Origin of the sequence: Streptomyces tritici (genome assembly GCF_048500665.1) — a bacterium.
GTDB lineage: Bacteria > Actinomycetota > Actinomycetes > Streptomycetales > Streptomycetaceae > Streptomyces > Streptomyces tritici.
Window position 1 is genome coordinate 6,583,868 of the sequence record NZ_CP183183.1, and the last position, 20,044, is coordinate 6,603,911.

The following is a 20,044-nucleotide window of genomic DNA, read 5'->3' on the forward strand; positions in this document are numbered from 1 at the left end:
CCGCTACCTCTACATACTGTTTAATTGCAAGCTGTTCGCAACAACAGTTGATCTTCAGTAGAGGTGTGGGACGCATGACCGCCCGATCCATACGCGGCACGGTCGCCGCGGCGCTGGCCGGAACACTGGCCCTGACCGCGGCGGCCTGCGCGAACCCCGGCGGAAGCGCCGCCGACCGGCCCAAGGACTCGGTCGTCGTCGGCATCGCCTACGAGCCCGAATCGCTCAGCCCGCTCCTCGGCTACGGCAAGGACGGCAACTCGAAGATCTTCGACGGACTGCTCGCCCTCGACGCCGACATGAACCTGAAGCCGGCGCTCGCCACCGCCCTGCCGCGCGTCAGCGCCGACGGCCTCACGTACACCTACACCCTCCGCAAGGGCGTGACCTTCAGCGACGGCGCCCCGTTCACCGCCCGGGACGTCGTCTTCACCTACCGGACCGTCCTCGACCCGAAGACCAACAACCCCTCCCGCACCGAACTCGACGCGGTGAAGGACGTCCGCGCCGTCGGCGACCACACCGTGGTCTTCACGCTCAAGTACCCCTACGCGCCCTTCGCCCACCGCACCGTCCTCGGCATCGCCCCCGCGCACATCGCCGGCACGCAGGACGTCAACACCGGCCCGTTCACCACGAAGCCCGTCGGCACCGGCCCGTACGTGCTCACCGGCTGGTCCAAGGGCGAGAAGCTCAGCTTCGCGGCCAACCCCCGCCACTGGGCCGGCGCCCCCGCCGTGAAGAAGCTGACCATGGCCGTCGTCAAGGACGACGACGTCCGCGCCACGCGGCTGCGCTCCGGCGACCTCGACGGCGCGATCCTGCCGCCCAACCTCGCCAAGGGCTTCGCCAAGGACCCCCGCCGCACCACGTACAAGGCCACCACCTACGACTACCGCACCGTCACCCTGCCCACCCACCACAAGGTCACCGGCGACCTCGCCGTCCGCCGCGCCCTCGACCTCGCCGTCGACCGGCGCGCCATGGTCGACACCCTCCTCGAAGGCGCCGGGAAGCCCGCGTACGGCCCCGTCCCCACCGACAGCGAATGGTTCGCCAAGGGCACCGAACGCCCCCACGACCTCGCCGCCGCGAAGCAGATCCTCGACCGGGCCGGCTGGAAGCCCGGCCCCGACGGCATCCGCGTCCGCGCCGGCGTCCGCGCCGCCTTCCCGCTCTGGTACCTCACCGGCGACAAGCTCCGCCAGGACCACGCCCTCGCCTACGCCTCCGACGCGAAGAAGGCCGGCATCGAGATCACCACCAGGTCCGGCACCTGGGAGGTCATCGAGCCGCGCATGAAGCACGACGCCGTCCTCGCCGGCGGCGGCGCCCCCGGCGACCCCGACTTCGACCAGTACCCCCTGCTCACCAGCTCCCTCGCCGGCGACGGCTTCAACAACATGGCCTGGTACGACAACCCCGTCGTCGACAAGGCCCTCGCCGACGGCCGCCGCACGAACGACCCGGTGAAGCGGAAGGCCGCCTACGACACCGTCCAGCGCGAACTGGTGAAGAACCCCGGCTACACCTTCCTCACCCACATCGACCACCTCTACGTCCTGAACGACGACTGGACCGGCGTCACCACCCAGATCGAGCCGCACGACCACGGCCTCGCCTCCGGCCCCTGGTGGAACGTCGAGGACTGGACCCCCAGGAGCACCCCCGGGGGCACGAAGAAGTGAACCGCCGTCCCACCGGCGGCCGTCCGCCCTGGGCGGCGATGGCGCGGATGACGGGACGGCGGGCCCTGTCCGCCGTCCCCGTCCTCCTCGCGGTCACCTTCGCCGTCTTCGCGGTCGCCGCCGCCTCCCCGTTCGACCCCGTCAAGGCGTACGCCGGCACCGCCGGCCTCACCGCCTCGCAGCAGAACCTCGACGAACTGCGCGCCAACCTCGGCGTCGACCGCCCGTTCACCGCCCGCTGGTGGGACTGGCTCACCGCCGCCCTCCACGGCGACCTCGGCGACTCCGGCGTCATGCGCCAGCCCGTCGCCGCCGTCATCGGCGAACGCGTCGGCTGGTCCCTGCTGCTGGCCGGCACCGCCTTCCTCCTCGCGATCCTGCTCGGCACCGCCCTCGGCGTCCTCGCCGCCCGCCGCCCCGGCGGGCTCCTCGACCGCGGCGTCACCGCGCTCGCGTACACGCTCGAAGCCGCGCCCGCGTTCTGGCTCGGGCTGCTCGCCGTCTGGTTCTTCGCGCTCACCCTCGGCGTGCTGCCGGCCGGCGGCCTCACGGACACCGCCAGCGACACCGTGACCGCCGGACAGGTCGCGCACCACCTCGTCCTGCCCGCCCTGGTCCTCGGCCTGACACAACTGCCGTGGTTCTTCCTGTACGTCCGGCAGGGCGTCGCCGACGCCCTCGCCGAGGACCCCGTGCGCGGCGCCCGCGCCCGCGGCCTCGCCGAGCGGACCGTCCTCGTCGGCCACGCCCTGCGCTCCGGGCTGCTGCCCGTGCTGACCCTCGTCGGCTCCCGGATCCCCGAACTCATCACCGGAGCCCTGCTCGTGGAGACCGTGTTCAGCTGGCCCGGCATCGCCGCCGCCACCGTGCAGGCCGCCGTCTCCGTCGACTTCCCGCTGCTCGCCGCGCTCACCGTCCTCGCGACCGCCGCCGTCCTCGCCGGCAACCTGCTCGCGGACCTGCTGTACGGGCTCGCCGACCCCAGGGTGGGCTTCGATGGCTGACACCCTGCGCCACCGGGCCCGGCTGTGGACCTCCGCGCTCGTCGTCGGCGCGCTCCTCGCCGCCGTCGTCCTCGTCCCCCTGCTCGTCCCGCTGGACGAGCAGGCCGTCGACCTGTCGCGGCGCCTGCGGCCGCCGTCCTGGCAGCACCCCTTCGGGACCGACGACGTCGGCCGCGACCTGTTGCTGCGCTGCGTGTACGGCCTGCGGATCTCGCTGCTCGTCGGCGTCGTCGCGGCGCTCGTGGCCACCGTCGTCGGCACGGCCGTCGGCACCGCCGCGGCGGCGCTCGGCGGCTGGACCGACCGGCTCCTGATGCGCCTCGTCGACGCCTTCGCGTCCGTACCGCACCTGCTGCTCGGCATCTTCGTCGTGGCCATGTTCCGGCCCGGCGTCTGGCCGGTCATCGTCTCCGTCGCCCTCACGCACTGGCTCTCCACGGCCCGGATCGTCCGCTCGGAGGTCCTGTCGCTGCGGTCCCGGCCGTACGTCGACGCGGCGATCTCCGGCGGGGCCTCCCGGTGGCGGGTCGCCGTCCGCCACCTGCTCCCCGGCGTCCTGCCGCAGGCCGGACTGGCGGCGGTGCTGATGGTGCCGCACGCCATCTGGCACGAGTCCGCGCTGTCCTTCCTCGGCCTCGGCCTGCCCAGCCACCAGGCCAGCCTCGGCAACCTGGTGCAGAGCGCCCGGTCCTCGCTGCTCGCCGGCGACTGGTGGCCCACCCTCTTCCCCGGACTGCTGCTCGTCGTCCCCACCCTGGCCGTCGCCGGACTCGCGGGCGTCTGGCGCGAACGGCTCAACCCCCGCCGCCGATCGGAGCTGACGCTGTGAACGACCGTGCCGGCACGCTCCTGAGCGTGCGCGGACTGACCGTGCGCTTCCGGCTGCCCGGCGGCCGCCGGGTCGCGGCCGTCAGCGACGTCGGCTTCGACCTGGCCGCGGGGGAGTGCCTGGCCCTCGTCGGCGAGAGCGGCTGCGGCAAGTCCGTCCTCGCCTCCGCGCTGCTCGGCCTGCTCCCCGGCAACGCCGAGGCGAGCGGGACGGCGCTGCTCGACGGCCTGGACCTGCTCGCCGCGGACGAACGGACCCTCGCCCGCCGGGTGCGCGGCCGGCGCGTCGGCCTCGTCCCGCAGAGCCCGGCGGCCCACCTCACACCCGTCCGCACCGTGCGGGCCCAACTGGAGGAGACCGTACGGGAGCTGACGCCCGTACCGCGCGGCGAGCGGCGCGCCGCGGCGGAGGCGGCGGCCGCGCGGGCCGCGTTCCCGCCCGGACACCTCGACCGCCACCCGCACGAGCTGTCCGGCGGCCTCGCCCAACGGGCCGCCACCGCGCTCGCGCTCGTCGGCGACGCACCGCTGCTCCTCGCCGACGAGCCCACGACCGGACTCGACCGCGCTCTCGTCGACCGCACGGCCGACGAACTGCGCCGGCACACGGACGACGGCCGCGGCCTGCTCCTGATCACGCACGACCTCGCCGCCGCGGAGCGCATCGCGGACCGCGTCGCCGTCATGTACGCGGGCCGCATCGTCGAAGTGGCCCCGGCGGCCCGCTTCTTCGGCGCCCCCGGCCCCCGCCACCCGTACGCCCGGGGGCTCCTGGACGCCCTGCCCACCCGGGCGTTCGCCCCGATCCCCGGACTGCCGCCGGAACTGTCGGCCCTGCCCGACGGCTGCGCCTTCGCCCCGCGCTGCGCGCGCGTCACGGACGCCTGCCGGACCGTCCCGGAGCCGCGCGACGGCGTCGCCTGCCACCACCCGGAGGAGAGCCGTGCTTGAGCTGAAGGAGATCACCGCCGGGTACGACCGCAGGGCCCCCGTCCTCCGCGACGTGTCGCTGACCGTCGGCAAGGGCGAGGCGGTCGGCCTGCTCGGCCCCAGCGGCTGCGGCAAGTCGACGCTGGCCCGCGTCGCGGCGCTGCTGCACCGCCCCGACGCGGGCGCCGTCGTCGTCGACGGCGAGCCCGTACGCGGCTGGCGCCACGCGGCCCCCCGCGCCCAACGCACCGCGTTCGGCGTGGTGTTCCAGCAGCCCCGCCAGGCCGCCGACCCGCGGCTGGACCTCGCCGACCTGATCGCCGAACCCCTGCGCGCCACCGGCCGGCGCGACGAGGTCCGCGAGCGCCTCGCCGAACTGGTTCCGGCGGTCGGCCTGACGGACGACCTGCTCACCCGGCGCCCCCACGAGGTCAGCGACGGCCAGCTCCAACGCGCCTGCCTGGCCCGCGCCCTGGTGCTGCGGCCGCGCTGGCTGATCTGCGACGAGATGACCGCCATGCTCGACGCCTCGACCACCGCCGCCCTCGTGGCGGCGGTCGAGACGTACCGCAGGGACACCGGGGCGGGCCTCCTGGCCGTCGGCCACGACCGCACCCTCCTCACCCGCTGGTGCGACCGCACCCTGGACTGGGGCGAACGGGGCCCGGAACAGACGCCCGCACCGGCCCGCCGGACGGGCGTCTGACACCGGTCACGGCGGGAATCACCCGTACGGCCGCCATGCCGTACGGCCGGACGGGCCCCGCATTCCGCCACACTTGCCGCCGAACGCCGTGATTCCGGCGCGGCGCAAGGAGGGTGTGGGCGATGGCGGTCTCGATTTCCGTGGTGCTTCTGCTGCTGATCCTGGCGGTGATCTTCCTCCGCAACGGCGGACTGAAGGTCAGCCATGCGCTGGTCTGCGCCCTGCTCGGGTTCTTCCTCGCGGGGACGAGCATGGCGCCCAGCATCCACAACGGCGTCGCCGCCACCGCCGACGTGGTGAGCAGTCTCAAGCCGTGACACGGGCCGGGCCGGCGGACGGACCTCGGCCCCGCCCCGTTGCATCCCCATGAAGGGCCCGTGAAACAACGGGCCTTCGCATGTACTTCTCGGGCACCCGGGCCTAACGTCGGCCGCCGGCGCGACCCCCCTACCCACCCGAGGAGCCGTGATGCCTGCCTACCCCCGGCGCGCCCGCGCACTGGCCGCCGTCGCCGCGCTCTGCGCGGGCGCGCTCGTCGGAGCCGTGCCGCCCGCGCTCGCCGACGACATCCCCCTCGCGCCCGGCCACCGGCTCGTCGCCCCCTACCAGGGCGCGCCCGCCACCGCCCGCCCGCTGCCCGGCGACCCGCCGCCCCAGCACCCGTACCTCGCGCCCAACGGCCGCAGCGGCATGCACGCCGACGCCGCCGGCAGCGGCACCCACCCCTATCCGGGGCCCCTCGGCCGCGCCCCCGAGGTCACCAGCGAGAAGATCGCCGCCCTCGGCGGCGAATGCGCCACCGCCACCTTCGACTCCGGCGGCCGGCTCCTCACCGTCTGCGGCACGTTCACCGGTTTCCTGCTCAAGCTGCTCGACCCGCGCACCCTCGACACCCTCGCCGAGTACAGGCTGCCGCAGCGCCCGTCCACCGTGGAGGCCGTCACCCGGCTCGACTTCGCGAAGATCTTCAAGGACACCTCGGGCGGCGCGTACTTCTTCCTCGACCACCGCGACCGCGTCGTCCTCGCCGACGCGCGCGGGCACGTCCTGCGCCTCGCCCACCGTCAGAACCCCGACGGAGCCTGGGCGTTCGCGGTCGAGGACGACTGGGACCTCACCTCGCACGTCCCGCACGACTGCGTCGGCTGGACGAACCTCTTCCCGAGCGGCGTCTGCGATCCCGTCACCTCCGTCATGCCCGACTGGCAGGGCCGCATCTGGTGGGTGACCCGGCTCGGCCGCGTCGGCACGGTCGATCCGGGAACGGGGGCGCTCAGGTCGGTCCGGCTCCCCGGCGAGGAGATCCAGAACTCGTTCTCCGTCGCCGCCGACGGGGTCTCGATCGTCTCCGACCACGCCCTGTACAGCTTCCGCGCCGCCCCCGACGGCACCCCGCTCGTGCAGTGGCGCCAGCCGTACGACCGGGGCAGCGGCCCCAAACCCGGTTCCGTGAACCAGGGTTCGGGCACCACACCCGACCTGTTCGGCGACGGCTACGTGGCCATCACCGACAACGCCGACGACCGCATGAACGTCCTCGTCCTCCGGCGGGCCCCCGGCATCCCCGCCGACCGCCGCCTCGTCTGCACGGTCCCGGTCTTCGGCCCGGGCGCCTCCACCACCGACAACTCCCTGATCAGCTGGGGCAACAGCCTCGTCGTCGAGAACAACCACGGCTACGAGAACCCGACGAGCCTCACCCTCGGCCGCAGCGTCGTGGGCGGCGCCACCCGCATCGACGTCCGCCCCGACGGCAGCGGCTGCGACACGATCTGGGAGAGCGACGTCCGCTCCCCGTCCACCGTCCCCAAACTCTCCACCGCCAACGGCCTGCTCTACTTCTACGAGAAGCAGCCCCACCCCCTCGGCGTCGACGCCTGGTACCTCACCGCCGTCGACTTCCGCACCGGCGCCCGCGCCTGGAGCCGCCTCACCGGCACCGGCGCCCTCTACGACAACAACTGGGCCCCCATCACCCTCGGCCCCGACGGCACCGCCTACATCGGCGTCTTCAACGGCCTCGTCGCCGTCCGCGACACCCGCTGACCCGAGACGGACGCGAGGAACCGCCCGGGACGGGGCCGGGCGGTTCGGTTGCCCCTGGGGGCGGGGTCAGACGAAATCCGGCATGTCGCCTTCGGTGGTGTCGGTGTCGATGACGGCGAAGGCGGCGCCCTGGGGGTCGAGGAGGGCGGCGAAGCGGCCGAAGGGGCTGTCCATCGGGCCGAAGACCTTGCGGCCGCCCAGCTTCTCCGCCTTCGCGACCGTCGCGTCGCAGTCGTCGACGGCGAAGTAGATCTGGATGTACGACGGGACCTCCTGCGGGAAGTCCTCCGCCGTCATCTTCATCCGGCCCAGCACCGGCCGCTCGCCGCCGAGGTCGAAGACCTTGTAGTCGACCTGGTCGTCGACCATCTTCTTGGCGTCGTAGCCGAAGACGGAGGTGAAGAACGCGTCCGACTTCGCCGGCTCCCGGGTGAACACCTCGGCCCACACGAACGCGCCCGGCCGGTCCTCCGCCTCGAAACCCTCGTGCACACCGGACTGCCAGGCGCCGAACACGACGCCCGCCGGGTCCTGGGCGAGCACCATGGAGCCGAAGTCGCCGACCGCCATCGGCTCCATCAGCACCGTGCCGCCCGCAGAGTTGATCTTCTGCGCGGTCGCGTTCACGTCGTCCGACGCGAAGTACAGGCACCAGGCCGACTTCGGGTCGCTCTCGCCCGGCATCGGCGGGACGACGGCGGCGACCGCCTTGCCGTCCAGGTACGCCTGCGTGTAGTTGCCGTACTCCGACGACGACTCGCCGAAGGTCCAGCCGAGGACCTCGCCGTAGAAGGACTTGGCCCCCTCGACGTCCGTGAACATCGCGTCGGCCCAGACCGGGGTGCCCTCAGGTCGTGCTGCCATGACGGTGACTCTCTTCCGATCGGTGGTTCCTTCCCCGGGCCACGCTAGCGACGCGGCGTGCGCCCCGCACGGTGACCGGCCTGGGCGTCCGGGCGAGCCGGCGGTCAGCGGTGCACGAACACGCCGATGCCGTTCGGCACCCGCCGTTCCGCGCCGCCGCTCGGGTGGTTGCGGACCGTGACCGCGTGCGCGCCGGGGGAGCGGGTGACCAGCGTCGACGAGCCCCCGCCGTCCAGGTTCACCGCGTCCCGCGCGCCCAGCGACCGCATCAGGTCCGCCAGCTCCGCCACCGAGAGCCCGCTGCGGAACTCCGTCCCGCCGTCGAGCGCCATCAGCAGCAGCCACCGCCCGTCCGGCCCCACGCCCGCCGCCGAGCGGACCGCGGAGGCCACCCGGTCGAGCCCGCCCAGCGGACTGCCGTCCCGCAGCACCGGGAAACCGCCCACCGCGAACCGGTACGGCACCCGGGACCGCTCCGCGACCAGACGGTGCCGTACGGACACGGGCTCGCCGACCGTCAGCCGGCGCAGCTCCCGCGCCCCGGCCTCCCGGCCCACCAGCACCTCCGTGCCCTCGGGGATCGGGCCCCGGCCGGGCCGCTCCGCGACCGCCGCGACCCGCCCGGACCGCACCGTCACCTCGTACGTCTCCGTGCTGCACGGCGCGGCCCGGCTGGTGTCCGTGCCGCAGGTCGCCCGCAGCCGCGAGGCCGCGCCCCAGTCGGAGGTGAACACGCCGACCGAGCCGACCGGCAGCGCGTACTGGTTGAGCCCGCCCAGCGGCAGCCGCGCGTCCGGCGTGGTCACCGTGCCGGCCAGCTCCAGTTCGCCGAGCCGGGCCCGGTCGTCGTAGCCGACGCCGAGGACGTCGCGGGTGCTCGTGCCCTTCGGCAGGGCGGGGCCGAAGCGCTGCCCGTCCGGCACCGCCGCCTTGAGGGCCCGGCCGTCGGCGACCGCGGGGCCGACGGCCGCGCCGGTCGCCTCCACGCCGGGGTGCTGGGTCTCCGAGACGTGGAAGAAGTCGCCGTTGACGCCGGCGACCGCCCTCCGCGCGTCGGCCAGCTCGGACAGCGGGGCCCGGCCCGCGACTTCACCCGGATGGAGCAGGTCGACCGAGACCTTCGGGTGGGTCAGGTCCACGGAGACCAGATGGGCGCGGACGGGGCCCCTGGCCGTCGTCAGGTCCAGCGTCGCGTACCGGACGCCGGACGCGAGCGCGGTCCAGGACGCCGGCGCCGGAGGGGCCGGAGCGGCGGCGGGCGCCGCGGCGGCGGGGGCGCCGGCGGCCGGGGACCCGGCCAGCAGGGCGGACCCCACGAGGAACAAGGACAGTGCGAGCGTCGTACGCGTACGTAACGGCGGCGCCACGGAGCCTCCTGATGCCCGGTCAACTCGGGGGTGACTCGAAGAGTTGACCAGACTCGGGAGGCTAGGAGCCAATCACGCGGGAACGGATCAGGAAACGCACGCCCTCCGGCGCCTCCAGGGAGAAACCGCTGCCCCGGCCCGGTACGACATCGACGATCAGCCGCGTGTGCGCCCAGACTTCGTGCTGAGCGCGGGACATCCAGAACGGCACCCGTTCGGCGACTCCGGGCACGGCAAGGGAGGCCAGGAGGACATCGGAGTCACCCGTACGGAAGTCGCCGTCGGGGTAGCACATCGGCGCGCTGCCGTCGCAGCAGCCGCCGGACTGATGGAACATCAGCGGCCCGTGCTGCTGGCGCAGTCGCCACAGCAACGCGGCCGCGGCGGGCGTCAGCTCCACTCGCGGCTCACCGGACGCGTCCATGTCCCCCGCCCCTCCTGCCGGTTCCTCGGGGCCTCCAGGAGACACGGCGGGAGGTTGCGGTCACGTTGCGGACGGCTCGGGGCGGCAGCCGGGAGGACGCCCGGCGGGAGGCAGGGGGGCTCTCGGCGGGCGGCGGGCGGCCGGCGGACTCGCGCGTCAGAAGTGCGAGGCGAACCAGTCCGCCGCCAGCTCGCCGACCCGCTCCAGGGTTCCCGGCTCCTCGAACAGATGCGTCGCCCCGGGGACGATCTCCAGCCGGTTCTCGCAGCGCAGCGCCGCCTGTGCCTGCTCGTTGAGCTCGATGACCAGGTCGTCCCGGCTTCCGACGATCAGCAGCGTCGGGGCGCGTACCGAACCGAGCCGCGGCCCCGCCAGGTCCGGCCGGCCGCCCCGCGACACCACCGCGGCCACCGTCGAGGACGGTTCCGCCGCCGCCCACAGCGCGGCCGCCGCGCCGGTGCTCGCGCCGAAGTACCCGGTCGGCAGCCGCCGGGTGTCGTCGCGCGCCGCCGCCCAGGCGGTGGCCTCGGTGAGCCGCCGGGCGAGGAGCTCGGTGTCGAAGACGTTGGCCCGGTCGGCGGCCTCCGCGTCCGTGAGCAGGTCGAACAGCAGGGTGCCCAGGCCCGCCCGGTTCAGCCGGGCCGCCACCGCGCGGTTGCGCGGGCTGTGCCGGCTGCTGCCGCTGCCGTGCGCGAAGAGCACGAGGCCCGTGGCGCCCTCCGGCAGGGTCAGCTCCCCGCCGACCTCCGCGCCGCCGACCGGCAGCCGGACCTCCGTGGGCGGCAGCCCGGCCGTGGGGCCACCCCGCGTCTCGCCGCCGAAACGGGCCCCAGAGCCGTGTGCCGCGTGGTTCCGGTTCAGGCAGGCGACGACCTCCTCGTCCGGGGTCTGCGAGAAGTCCCGGTAGAACTCGCCGATCGAGCGGAAGAACACCGGCTCCTGCACGCTGACCGCCTCGTCCGCGCTGCCGCCGACCCGCTCCGCGCGCCAGCCCGCCGGAGCGACGGGCACCGCGAGCACGATCCGCGCCGCGCCCGCCGCCCGCACCACATGGCAGGCCGCGAGCGCCGTCGCGCCGGTGGCCAGACCGTCGTCCACCACGACCACGGTGCGCCCCCTGAGCGGTACGGGCTGTCGCGAGCCGCGGTAGCGCGCGGACCGCTCCTCCAGGACGGCCAGCTCGCGCTGCTCCACGGTCGCCAGGTCCGCGGCCGACACCCCGCCGCGGCTCACCACGTCCTCGTTCAGCACCTTCACCCCGCCCTCGCCGATCGCCCCCATGGCCAGCTCCGGCTGGTACGGCACGCCCAGCTTGCGGACGAGGCAGATGTCCAGCGGGGCGCCGAGGACGTCGGCGACCTGTTCGGCGACCGGCACCCCGCCCCGCGGCAGCCCCAGGACCACCGCGTCCGCGTCCTTCAGATGCGTCAGCAGGGCGGCGAGCTGCCGGCCCGCGTCGATCCGGTCGGTGAAGTACATGGCGCGCTCCTCGTCAGGCCGGCCGGGCCGCCGGCGTGCCGTCCGGCGCGAGCTCCACGCGCACGCCGAAGGGCCGGCTGATCCGGTCGAGCACCTCGTGCAGCCACTGCCCGTCCCGTGGTGAGGCATGCTCCAGGCGCAGCCGCCGGGACCGGAACGGGACGAGCCGGGCCTCGACGAACGTGCCGTCGTCGGCGTCGACCGCGACGACCGGCAGCAGCCGCAGGTCGTCGCGGTACTCCTCGTAGCCGGAGATGCCCTCGTAGTCGTTGATCAGGTCCCCGCAGCCGTGCAGGACGAGCCGGCCGCGGTACGCCTCCAGGGGGCGCGGGTGGTGCGAGGAGTGCCCGTGCACCACGTCCGCGCCCGCGTCGACGAGTGCGTGCCCCAGCGCCACCTGGGGGTGCGGCACGAGGTAGCCCCAGTTGGAGCCCCAGTGCACGGACACCACGACGAGGTCCCCGGGGGCCTTCTCGGCGCGGATCCGCGCGGCGAGCCGGACCGCCGCCCCGTCGGCGGGCCCGGACGCGTAGTGGACGCCGGGGCGGTCCGGCCCGGCGGCCCAGTCGCGCGGGATGCCGCTGGACGCCAGGCCCAGCGCGTACACCCGGACCCGGCCGCCGGCCGGCAGCGGGACGACGACCGGCCGCCGGGCCTCCTCCGCGTCGCGGCCCGCTCCGGCGGTGCGCAGCCCGGCGCCCTTCAGCGCCGTGAGGGTGTCGCGCAGGCCGCTGGGGCCGAGGTCCAGGACGTGGTTGTTGGCGAGCACGCACACGTCGGGGCGGGCGACGGTCAGCGCGGGCAGGTTCGCCGGGTGCATGCGGTAGTGCAGCGGCTTGCCGGGCGCGCGCACCCCGTCGGCGGTCACCGCCGTCTCCAGGTTGACGATCCGCACATCGGGAGCGGCCCGCTCCAGGGTCTCCAGGGCGTCGCCCCACGGGTAGGACGGGGCCGCCGGCCGGGGGACCGGTCCGTTGACCGCCTCCGCCAGCGCCACGTAGTCCCGCGCGTCGCGCACGTACGACTCGGCCAGGGCCGGGTCCACCGGATGGGGCAGGATCTGGTCGACGCCCCGGCCGAGCATGACGTCACCGCACAGGAACAGCCTGACCTGCGCCCTGTCCACGTCTCCAGGGTAGGCCGCGGGGGCGCGGTGCCGGACCGTCCCCGGCGGTGACCCTCAGTGGCCGCCGACCTCCACCCCGGGCTCGTAGTTGGTGAGCACGCAGCCCGCGACGCTCGCCCGCTCCAGCCGGTACCCGGCCCGGGCGGTGAAGCCCGGTTCGCAGTTCAGGTACAGGAACTGCAGCTGGTACAGGCCGTGGCGGACGGTCGGGTCGTTGGTCTCGACGGCGATGTTCCGGCCGACGAGCAGCCGGCTCGCGGTGGCCCTGAGCCGGTTGTCGTCCTTCAGGTCCTCCTGCTGGGCGGCCTTCGCGCGCTCCTGAAGCGTCGTCATGTCGTCGACGACGTCGAGCCAGTTGAGGTTGCTCGCGCGCTGGGCCCCGCCGGGGTTCCCGCAGATCGCCCGGTCCTCGACGCCCCACGCGCGGTGGTCGCCGGTGATCACGGGCTGGTAGTCGATGGACTCGATCGCGAGGGCGCTCGGGTCGGTGGAGTAGTTCGTGCAGTCCACGGTGTACGGGTGCACCAGCTTCTTGAGCTCGGCCAGGCTGCCCGCGCTCGCCAGGCCGAGGCTGCCCTCGCGCGGCCGGCCCGGCTTCTCGGACGCCCCGCCGGCCGCCGGGTCGCGCGGCGTCTCGAAGTTGGGGCTGCCCTCGCCGTCGTCGCTCGCGACGAAGTCGCTGAGGACGCAGCCCTCGACCAGGGCTTTCTCGCGCTTGTAGCCGTCGGGCACGGAGGCCGTGGGGTTGCAGGTGAGGACCCGCAGGTCGGAGCGGGAGAGCTTGAGGGCGGTCTTCGTCGACGTCGGCGTGACGGCGAAGCCCTCGCCGACGAGGACCCGGCTGAACAGGCCGTAGTCGGAGTCCCCGGCGGCGATCTTCGCGAGGACGCGGTCCTTGTAGCCCTGTTGGAACGCCTTGGGGTCGGTGAAGCGGTAGAGGACGATCTCGCCGTGCTCGACGCGGTCGCTGCACACCCCGCGCTCGGTCACCGACCACTTCCCGGGCGCGGTGAACTCGGTCAGCGGCAGCCGGTGGTCCTTCGGATCGGTGCTCAGCCGCTCGCAGGACGCGTACCGGCGCACGTACGTCTGCGCCTCCTCCAGCGTGGCGGCCGCGGCCCCGGGGGAGGCGGTGGGGAGCCCCGCCGCGTCGGTCGCGCCGTCGTTCTCCTCGCAGGCGGTGACGAGACAGAGGGCGGCGAGGGCGGCGGCGGTCGCGGCGAGGGTCCGCTTCAGGTGCATGGTTCGCTTTCGTCGAGGCGTGATCGGGAATCGCGGCGCTTCGGTGACGTGGTCATGCTAGGCGTTGGCGATCTTGGAGAAGCAACCGCCCCGTGCCTCGCGGGTGGTGAGGCCCGCGCGGTCGAACTGTTTTGCGCGGCAAGGGAGTCGCCGACTATCTTGTGCCGCATGACAATGGAGCCGACCGGTGCCGACGACCAGCGCCGCAGCCAGCTCCTGCGCGGGGTGCTCGACGTTTGCCTGCTCGCCCTGATCGACGAACGTCCCCGGTATGGCTTCGAGTTCACCCAGGCCCTCGCCGACGGCGGCCTCGACCTCGTCCGGGAGGGCAGCATCTACCCGCTGCTCGCCCGCCTCGAACGGGCCGGGCTCGTCGACTCGTACCGCGCGCCGTCCGCCACGGGCGGCGCCCCGCGCAAGTACTACCGCCTCACCGACGAAGGCCGCGCCGCGCTCGCCGAAGGGCGTGCGGCGTGGCGGGCCTTCGCCGACCCGGTGAGCCGGATCCTCGACCGCACTGCCGCGGGGGAAAGCACCATGACCACGGGGGAGATCACCCGATGACCACGGGGGAGATCACCCGATGACGACGGGGGAGACCACTCGATGACCACGGGGGAGAGCCGCACCATGACCACCGACAGCACCGTCCGGCCCACGGCCGACGAGAGCCCGGACCACGACCGCATCCTCGCGATCTGCCGCAGCAACTGGGAGTACCGGGGCCTCGACGAGGCGTCGGTGCGCGAGATGCTCCAGGAGCTCGCCGCCCATCTGCAGGACGCCGAGGCCGCCGGGCGGACCGCGCGGGACGTCGTCGGGGACGACGTCCCCGCCTTCGCCGCCGCCTGGGCCCGCAGCCGGACGCCCCTGCACCGACGCGCCCTGCGCCTGGCGGCACTGGCCGGCGGGGTGGTGGGTGCCGTCTGCCTGTTCCGTCACCTCGTACGGTGGACCGCCGAGCTGCCCGTCGAGGCCGCGGACCTCGCCTTCTGGGGGATGCTCGCCACGGTCACCGTCGCCTGGGAGCTGCGGCGGGGCAGCCTCGGGTTCCGCAAAAGCTGGCTGCTCGCCTTCGCCGTCGGCCTGCCCACGGCGCTCGGCGTGCGGCTCCTGGCCGGCGACGGCGCGCTCTTCACCCTGCCGGTCTGGGTGGCGCCGATCCTGCTGCTGCCCGCGATCCCGTACGCCGTCGCGGACGCCCGCGCCAAGAAGGCCGAGGCGGCCTGACGGAGGGCGGGGCGGTCTGACGCGGGCGGGGCCCGGTGGCACGAGGACCAGGTTCGCCTGTTCGTCGGCCGGGCGAGCGGGGTAGCCGCCGGGTGGAGGTCCTACCGTGAAGCACAGCGACTGGATGCTCACCGTGCGTGAGCGGGGGAACGACGCGACGCGCCTGGACCGGCGCCACGCCGACGGAGCGCCCTGGACCACCGGGAACGACGTCCGGCCCCTGGTCCACGGCGCGGCCTATTTCGCCGAACTGCTGCGCGCGATCCGGGCGCAGCGCGCCGGAGACCTCCTGCTGTTCACGGACTGGCGGGGCGATCCCGACGAGCGCCTCGACGGCTCGGACAGTGAGATCGGCGACGTCCTGAGCGAGGCGGCGGAGCGGGGAGTGATCGTCAAAGGGCTCGTGTGGCGCTCCCACCTGGACAAGTTCCAGTTCAGCGAGACCGAGAACCGGCACCTCGGCGAGGAGCTGGAGGCCGCCGGCGCCGAGTGCCTGCTCGACATGCGGGTACGGCCCGGCGGCTCCCACCACCAGAAGCTCGTCGTCCTGCGCCACCCCGATCGCCCGGACCTCGACGTCGCGTACGTCGGCGGCATCGATCTGTGCCACAGCCGCAACGACGACGCGTCCCACCACGGCGACCCCCAGACCCTGCCCTTCGCCACCGCCTACGGCCCCCGGCCCCCGTGGCACGACGTCCAACTGGCCCTGCGCGGACCGGCGGTGGGCGACATCGAACTCGTCTTCCGCGAACGCTGGGAGGACCCGTCGCCGCTCAGCCGCAGCCCCCTCGTCCGGCTGCGGGAACTCGCGCACCACGAGGACACCGAGGCCGGCGCCCTCCCGCCGCAGCTCCCCGACCCGCCGCCCCGCGGCAGCCACACCGTGCAGGTGCTGCGCACCTACCCCAACCGGCTGCTGAACGGCTACCCCTTCGCCCCCGACGGCGAACGCAGCATCGCGCGCGGCTACCTGAAGGCGCTGCGCCGGGCGCGGTCGCTGATCTACCTGGAGGACCAGTACCTGTGGTCGCCGAACGTCGTGGGCTCCTTCGCGAAGGCGCTCAGCGACAACCCGGACCTGCGGCTGATCGCCGTCATCCCTTCGTTCCCGGAGCAGGACGGCCGCCTCGCGCTCCCGGTGAACCTGGTCGGCCGGGTCACGGCCCTCGACGAACTGCGCCGCGCCGGCGGCTCCCGGGTGGCCGTCTACGGGCTGGAGAACCCGACGGGGACCCCCGTGTACGTACACGCCAAGGTGTGCGTGATCGACGACGTGTGGGCCTCGGTCGGCTCCGACAACGTCAACCTGCGCTCCTGGACGCACGACTCGGAGCTCAGCTGCGTGGTGCTGGACGACGACGTGGACGAACGGCCGCACCACGACCCCGGCGGCCTCGGCGACCGCGCCCGCCGGTTCGCGCGGGACCTGCGGCTCGAACTCTCCCGCGAGCACCTGGGGGCCGGCGAGCCCGGCGCGCCGTACGCGGGGGACGAGCTCTGCGACCCGCGGACGGCCTTCGACGCCTTCGCCGCGAGCGCCGCGGCCCTGGACGCCTGGCATGATGGCGGCCGCCGCGGCCCGAGACCGCCCGGCCGGGTCCGCGCCTACCGCCCACCCGACATGTCGCGTCTGGCCCGCGCCCTGTCGATGCCCCTGTACCGCCTCCTGGTCGACCCGGACGGCCGCCCGGCGAGACTCCGCCGTCACAACGCGTTCTGAAGGCGGGCTCGTCAGCCCCGGTCGAGAGCGTCCAGTGCCGCGCGTACGGGGGCGACGCCGTCCTCGCGCCGGAGCCGTTCGGCGACGGCCGTGGCCTGCCGGCGGTACGACGGGTCGCGGACCGCCGCGGTGAGCGCGGCGGCGAGGGCGTCCGGCGTGGTCAGCGTTCGCAGAGGCACGGCGCCGGGCGACACGCCCAGGGCGGTGAGCCGGGAGGACCAGAACGCGCCGTCGAACCACACCGGCACCGGCACCGCGGGCACGCCGGCGCGCAGCGCCGCCGCCGTGGTCCCCGCGCCCGCGTGATGCACGACGGCGGCCATGCGGGGGAACAGCAGCGAGTGCGGCGCCTCTCCGATCGTCAGCATGTCGTCGCCGTCGGCGCCGAGCCCGCTCCACCCGGACTGGATCACCCCGCGGAGCCCCGCCGCGCGCAGTGCCCGGACGAGCAGGTCGCTCATCCGTTCCGGATCGGGCACGGTCGGGCTGCCGAGCCCGACGAAGACCGGGGCAGGACCGGCGTCGAGGAAGGCGTGGACCTCATCGGACAGTGCGGCGGCCGGCGAGACGTACGGCCACCAGTAGCCGCCGATCGTCAGGCCCGGGCGCCAGTCGGCCGGGCGGGGCACGACCAAGGGGCTGAAGCCGTGGTGGACCGGCCAGTTCCGGCGCTCCCGCCTCCGGCTGCGGGTCCCGCCGAGTGCGCTCCGCATGTGGCGGGCCGCCTCGGCGAACGTGAGGTGCAGGGCGGAGTCGACGACCCGCGCGGCCAGCCGGTTGCCCGCGCGGCCGTACGACCGGATGCCGATGACGGGCGGCGGGAACGCGGCGGTGGGCGCGAGGGGCTGCAGGTAGACGCCGCGGCTCGCAATCCCCAGGCCGTCGGCGATGGCACGGCCGAGGGGCGCGACCGACCCCGACAGAAGCAGCACGTCGGCGGCGCGGGCCGCGTCCAGCATCCCCGGCGCCATGGCCCCGACCAGCCGCCGCGCCATGGCCAGCATGCGCGCCAGCTTGCCCGGACCGCTCCGGCTCGCCAGGAGCTGCCGGCCCCGCTCCGTGCGCAGCTCGGCCTGCGGATCGACGGGCAGGCCGTGGAAGCGCAGACCGGCTTCGCGCGCCAGGCCCGCGAATGTCTCATGGGTCACCAGGGTCACGTCGTGGCCCTCGCGCACGAGGCCGTGCCCGAGGCCGGTGAACGGAGCGACGTCACCCCGGGAGCCTGCTGTGATCAGTGCGACACGCATCGTGACGAGTATGGCGGGCCGGTCCCGTCCCGGTGCACGCGGCCGACGCGTGTCGCGGACGGGGCGCCCGATGTCACGGGGCTGGTCGTGCACGGATTCCCTTCGGCCGGCCCCGTGCTCACTCCGCGACCGACAGGACGAGCTTGCCCGTCGTGCGGCCGCTCTCCGCCAGTTCGTGCGCCTTGGCCGCGTCCTCCAGCGGCAGGACCGTGTCGACCCGTACCTTCAGCGTGCCCGAGGCGACGAGGGCGGCCAGCTCGCGCATGCCCGCGCCGTCTGCCTCCACGACCATGAACTGGGCGCGGACGCCTAGCCGTTCGGCCTCCTCCGCGAGCGCCGCCTCGGCGGGGGAGGCGAGGGAGACCACGAGGCCACCGGGCCGCAGGGTGCGCAGCGAACGCGGCCCGTACGCGCCGCCGACGGCGTCCACGACCACGTCCACGTCGCGCACGGTCTCGGCGAAGTCGGTCGTGCGGTAGTCGACGACCTCGTCCGCGCCGAGCCCGCGCACGAAGGCGTGCTTGGCGGCGCTCGCGGTGCCGATCACGTACGCGCCGCGCGCCTTGGCGATCTGCACCGCGAGGTGACCGACGCCGCCGGCCGCCGCGTGCACCAGGACCCGCTGCCCCGGCCGCACCCCGGCCGTGTCGACCAGCGCCTGCCAGGCGGTGAGACCGGCCAGCGGCAGGGCGGCCGCCTCCGTGTGGGGCAGCCCGGCGGGCTTGAGGGTCAGGTGGCGGGCCGGGGAGACGACGTACTCCGCGTACGTGCCGGCCGGCAGCGGCTGACGCGGCATGCCGAACACCTCGTCGCCCGGCCGGAACAGCGTCACGCCCAGGCCCACGGCCTCGACGACGCCGGACACGTCCCAGCCGAGCCGGACCGGCGCGCCGGTCCCGGCCAGGCCGCCGGTGCTGCGATGCCAGGCGTCGGTCGGGTTCACCCCCGCCGCGTGCACCCGCACGAGCACCTCCGCCGGGCCGGGGACCGGCTTCTCGGCCTCCACGACCTTGAGGACCTCGGGACCGCCGAAGGTGTCCTGACCGATGGCGCGCATGACATCAACTCCCTTGTTCGACCTGCCTTCTTGCGCCACCAAGATTTCCGCACGGACGACAGGGGAACGAGTGGCGAGAATGCCATGAGGTGAAAGAATCCGGCCATGCATCGAGTCGTGGTCGTGGCCCTGGACGGCGTCTATCCCTTCGAACTGAGCATCCCGGTACGGATCTTCGGCACCGCGGCGGACGCGGACGGCGCGCCGCTGTACGAGGTCGTCACCTGCGGCCTGGACGGCGGACCGGTGCGGTCCAGCGCCGACTTCACCATCGGCGTCGAACACGGCCCGGAGGCGTTCGCGACGGCGGACACGCTCGTCATCCCGCCGTTCACCTGCGGCCCGGACGCGGAACGCGACTGGCTGCCCGAACCGCTGGCGCGGGCGCTCGGCACGCTGCGTCCGGGCGCGCGGATCGTGTCCATCTGCACGGCCTCGTACGTCCTCGCCGCGGCCGGGCTGCTCGACGGGAAGCCGGCGACCACGCACTGGAACGAGGCCGGGCACTTCCAGCGCCGCTTCCCGGCGATCCGCGTCGACGCGAACGTGCTGTACGTCGACAACGGCGACGTGCTGACCGCGGCGGGCGTCGTCTCCGGCATCGACCTCTGCCTGCACCTGCTGCGCAAGGACCACGGCAGCGAGGTCGCCAACCGGGTGGCCCGGCTGTGCGTGGTGCCGCCGCACCGCGAGGGCGGCCAGGCGCAGTACATCGAGCGCCCCCTCCCGGAGGAGACCGTCGCCACGACGAGCGCGACGCGGGAGTGGGCAGTGGGGGAGCTGCACCGGCCGCTGTCGCTGGCGGAGCTGGCGGCGCACGCGCGGATGAGCGTCCGCACGTTCTCGCGCCGCTTCCGCGAGGAGGTCGGCACGACGCCCGGCCAGTGGCTCACCCGGCAGCGCGTCGACCTCGCCCGCCGGCTCCTGGAGACCACGGACCTCACCGTGGACCGGGTGGCCGCGGAGGCGGGCTTCGGCACCGCGGTCTCGCTGCGCCAGCACCTGGCGACGGAGGTGGGCGTCTCGCCCACGGCGTACCGCCGGACCTTCCGCCGGGGCGCCCCTGGCTGACATGCACCGCAT

The 20,044-nt window shown here is 74.5% G+C and carries 19 protein-coding genes; 11 read left to right on the top strand and 8 right to left on the bottom strand.

Features of this window, described 5'->3' with window-relative positions; all coding sequences use genetic code 11:
* The first annotated feature begins 74 nt into the window (after window positions 1-74).
* From ACNJ93_RS30255 to ACNJ93_RS30285, 7 genes are all read left to right on the top strand, one after another.
* Complete coding sequence (locus ACNJ93_RS30255; RefSeq protein WP_418960641.1) at window positions 75-1,688, top strand: ABC transporter substrate-binding protein; 1,614 nt, start codon at window positions 75-77, stop codon at window positions 1,686-1,688.
* A 38-nt stretch (window positions 1,689-1,726) separates the two neighbouring features.
* On the top strand, window positions 1,727-2,692 hold the full coding sequence (locus ACNJ93_RS30260) for an ABC transporter permease (protein ID WP_418961580.1): 966 nt from the start codon (window positions 1,727-1,729) through the stop codon (window positions 2,690-2,692).
* Window positions 2,685-3,521, top strand: a complete 837-nt coding sequence (locus ACNJ93_RS30265) for an ABC transporter permease (RefSeq protein ID WP_418960642.1) — start codon at window positions 2,685-2,687, stop codon at window positions 3,519-3,521. Before ACNJ93_RS30260 ends, ACNJ93_RS30265 begins: the two co-directional genes overlap by 8 nt.
* Entirely contained in the window at window positions 3,518-4,471 is a 954-nt protein-coding gene (locus ACNJ93_RS30270; protein ID WP_418960643.1) for an ABC transporter ATP-binding protein, read from the top strand. Before ACNJ93_RS30265 ends, ACNJ93_RS30270 begins: the two co-directional genes overlap by 4 nt.
* Window positions 4,464-5,156 carry an ABC transporter ATP-binding protein gene (locus tag ACNJ93_RS30275; protein WP_418960644.1) on the top strand — a complete coding sequence of 231 codons (693 nt, stop codon included), beginning with the start codon at window positions 4,464-4,466 and terminating at the stop codon, window positions 5,154-5,156. Before ACNJ93_RS30270 ends, ACNJ93_RS30275 begins: the two co-directional genes overlap by 8 nt.
* 122 nt (window positions 5,157-5,278) lie before the next feature.
* The gene (locus ACNJ93_RS30280) at window positions 5,279-5,473 is read left to right on the top strand and encodes a hypothetical protein (protein WP_418960645.1); all 195 of its coding nucleotides are present in this window, start codon (window positions 5,279-5,281) and stop codon (window positions 5,471-5,473) included.
* A gap of 151 nt (window positions 5,474-5,624) precedes the next feature.
* A complete protein-coding gene (locus ACNJ93_RS30285) occupies window positions 5,625-7,202 on the top strand; it encodes a hypothetical protein (RefSeq protein WP_418960646.1) in 1,578 nt (525 codons plus the stop codon).
* A gap of 66 nt (window positions 7,203-7,268) precedes the next feature.
* Here the strand turns inward: ACNJ93_RS30285 and ACNJ93_RS30290 are convergent, their stop codons facing one another.
* From ACNJ93_RS30290 to ACNJ93_RS30315, 6 genes are all read right to left on the bottom strand, one after another.
* Complete coding sequence (locus ACNJ93_RS30290) at window positions 7,269-8,066, bottom strand: VOC family protein (protein WP_418960647.1); 798 nt, start codon at window positions 8,064-8,066, stop codon at window positions 7,269-7,271.
* A gap of 104 nt (window positions 8,067-8,170) precedes the next feature.
* The gene (locus ACNJ93_RS30295; RefSeq protein WP_418960648.1) at window positions 8,171-9,433 is read right to left on the bottom strand and encodes a phosphodiester glycosidase family protein; all 1,263 of its coding nucleotides are present in this window, start codon (window positions 9,431-9,433) and stop codon (window positions 8,171-8,173) included.
* A 61-nt stretch (window positions 9,434-9,494) separates the two neighbouring features.
* Window positions 9,495-9,857, bottom strand: coding sequence for a DUF779 domain-containing protein (locus ACNJ93_RS30300; protein ID WP_418960649.1), 363 nt, complete (start codon window positions 9,855-9,857; stop codon window positions 9,495-9,497).
* Window positions 9,858-10,013: 156 nt separating this feature from the next.
* Window positions 10,014-11,336: a phosphoribosyltransferase family protein gene (locus ACNJ93_RS30305; protein WP_418960650.1), complete on the bottom strand. Its 1,323-nt coding sequence runs from the start codon at window positions 11,334-11,336 to the stop codon at window positions 10,014-10,016.
* Between the two features lie 13 nt (window positions 11,337-11,349).
* Entirely contained in the window at window positions 11,350-12,462 is a 1,113-nt protein-coding gene (locus tag ACNJ93_RS30310; protein WP_418960651.1) for a CapA family protein, read from the bottom strand.
* A 54-nt stretch (window positions 12,463-12,516) separates the two neighbouring features.
* Complete coding sequence (locus tag ACNJ93_RS30315; RefSeq protein WP_418960652.1) at window positions 12,517-13,704, bottom strand: hypothetical protein; 1,188 nt, start codon at window positions 13,702-13,704, stop codon at window positions 12,517-12,519.
* Window positions 13,705-13,872: 168 nt separating this feature from the next.
* Here ACNJ93_RS30315 and ACNJ93_RS30320 point away from each other — a divergent pair, with 168 nt between their 5' ends.
* The 3 genes from ACNJ93_RS30320 to ACNJ93_RS30330 all read left to right on the top strand — a co-directional run bounded on the left by ACNJ93_RS30320 (window position 13,873) and on the right by ACNJ93_RS30330 (window position 16,657).
* The gene (locus tag ACNJ93_RS30320) at window positions 13,873-14,268 is read left to right on the top strand and encodes a PadR family transcriptional regulator (protein WP_418960653.1); all 396 of its coding nucleotides are present in this window, start codon (window positions 13,873-13,875) and stop codon (window positions 14,266-14,268) included.
* Window positions 14,269-14,334: 66 nt separating this feature from the next.
* The gene (locus ACNJ93_RS30325; protein ID WP_418960654.1) at window positions 14,335-14,934 is read left to right on the top strand and encodes a hypothetical protein; all 600 of its coding nucleotides are present in this window, start codon (window positions 14,335-14,337) and stop codon (window positions 14,932-14,934) included.
* A gap of 106 nt (window positions 14,935-15,040) precedes the next feature.
* Window positions 15,041-16,657, top strand: coding sequence for a phospholipase D family protein (locus ACNJ93_RS30330; protein WP_418960655.1), 1,617 nt, complete (start codon window positions 15,041-15,043; stop codon window positions 16,655-16,657).
* An 11-nt stretch (window positions 16,658-16,668) separates the two neighbouring features.
* Here ACNJ93_RS30330 and ACNJ93_RS30335 read toward each other — a convergent pair whose 3' ends face one another.
* Window positions 16,669-17,904 carry a glycosyltransferase gene (locus ACNJ93_RS30335; RefSeq protein ID WP_418960656.1) on the bottom strand — a complete coding sequence of 412 codons (1,236 nt, stop codon included), beginning with the start codon at window positions 17,902-17,904 and terminating at the stop codon, window positions 16,669-16,671.
* Window positions 17,905-18,022: 118 nt separating this feature from the next.
* On the bottom strand, window positions 18,023-18,961 hold the full coding sequence (locus tag ACNJ93_RS30340) for an NADP-dependent oxidoreductase (RefSeq protein ID WP_418960657.1): 939 nt from the start codon (window positions 18,959-18,961) through the stop codon (window positions 18,023-18,025).
* A gap of 105 nt (window positions 18,962-19,066) precedes the next feature.
* On the opposite strand from ACNJ93_RS30340, the gene ACNJ93_RS30345 reads away from it, so the two are divergent.
* Complete coding sequence (locus ACNJ93_RS30345; RefSeq protein ID WP_418960658.1) at window positions 19,067-20,032, top strand: GlxA family transcriptional regulator; 966 nt, start codon at window positions 19,067-19,069, stop codon at window positions 20,030-20,032.
* Window positions 20,033-20,044: the final 12 nt, after the last annotated feature.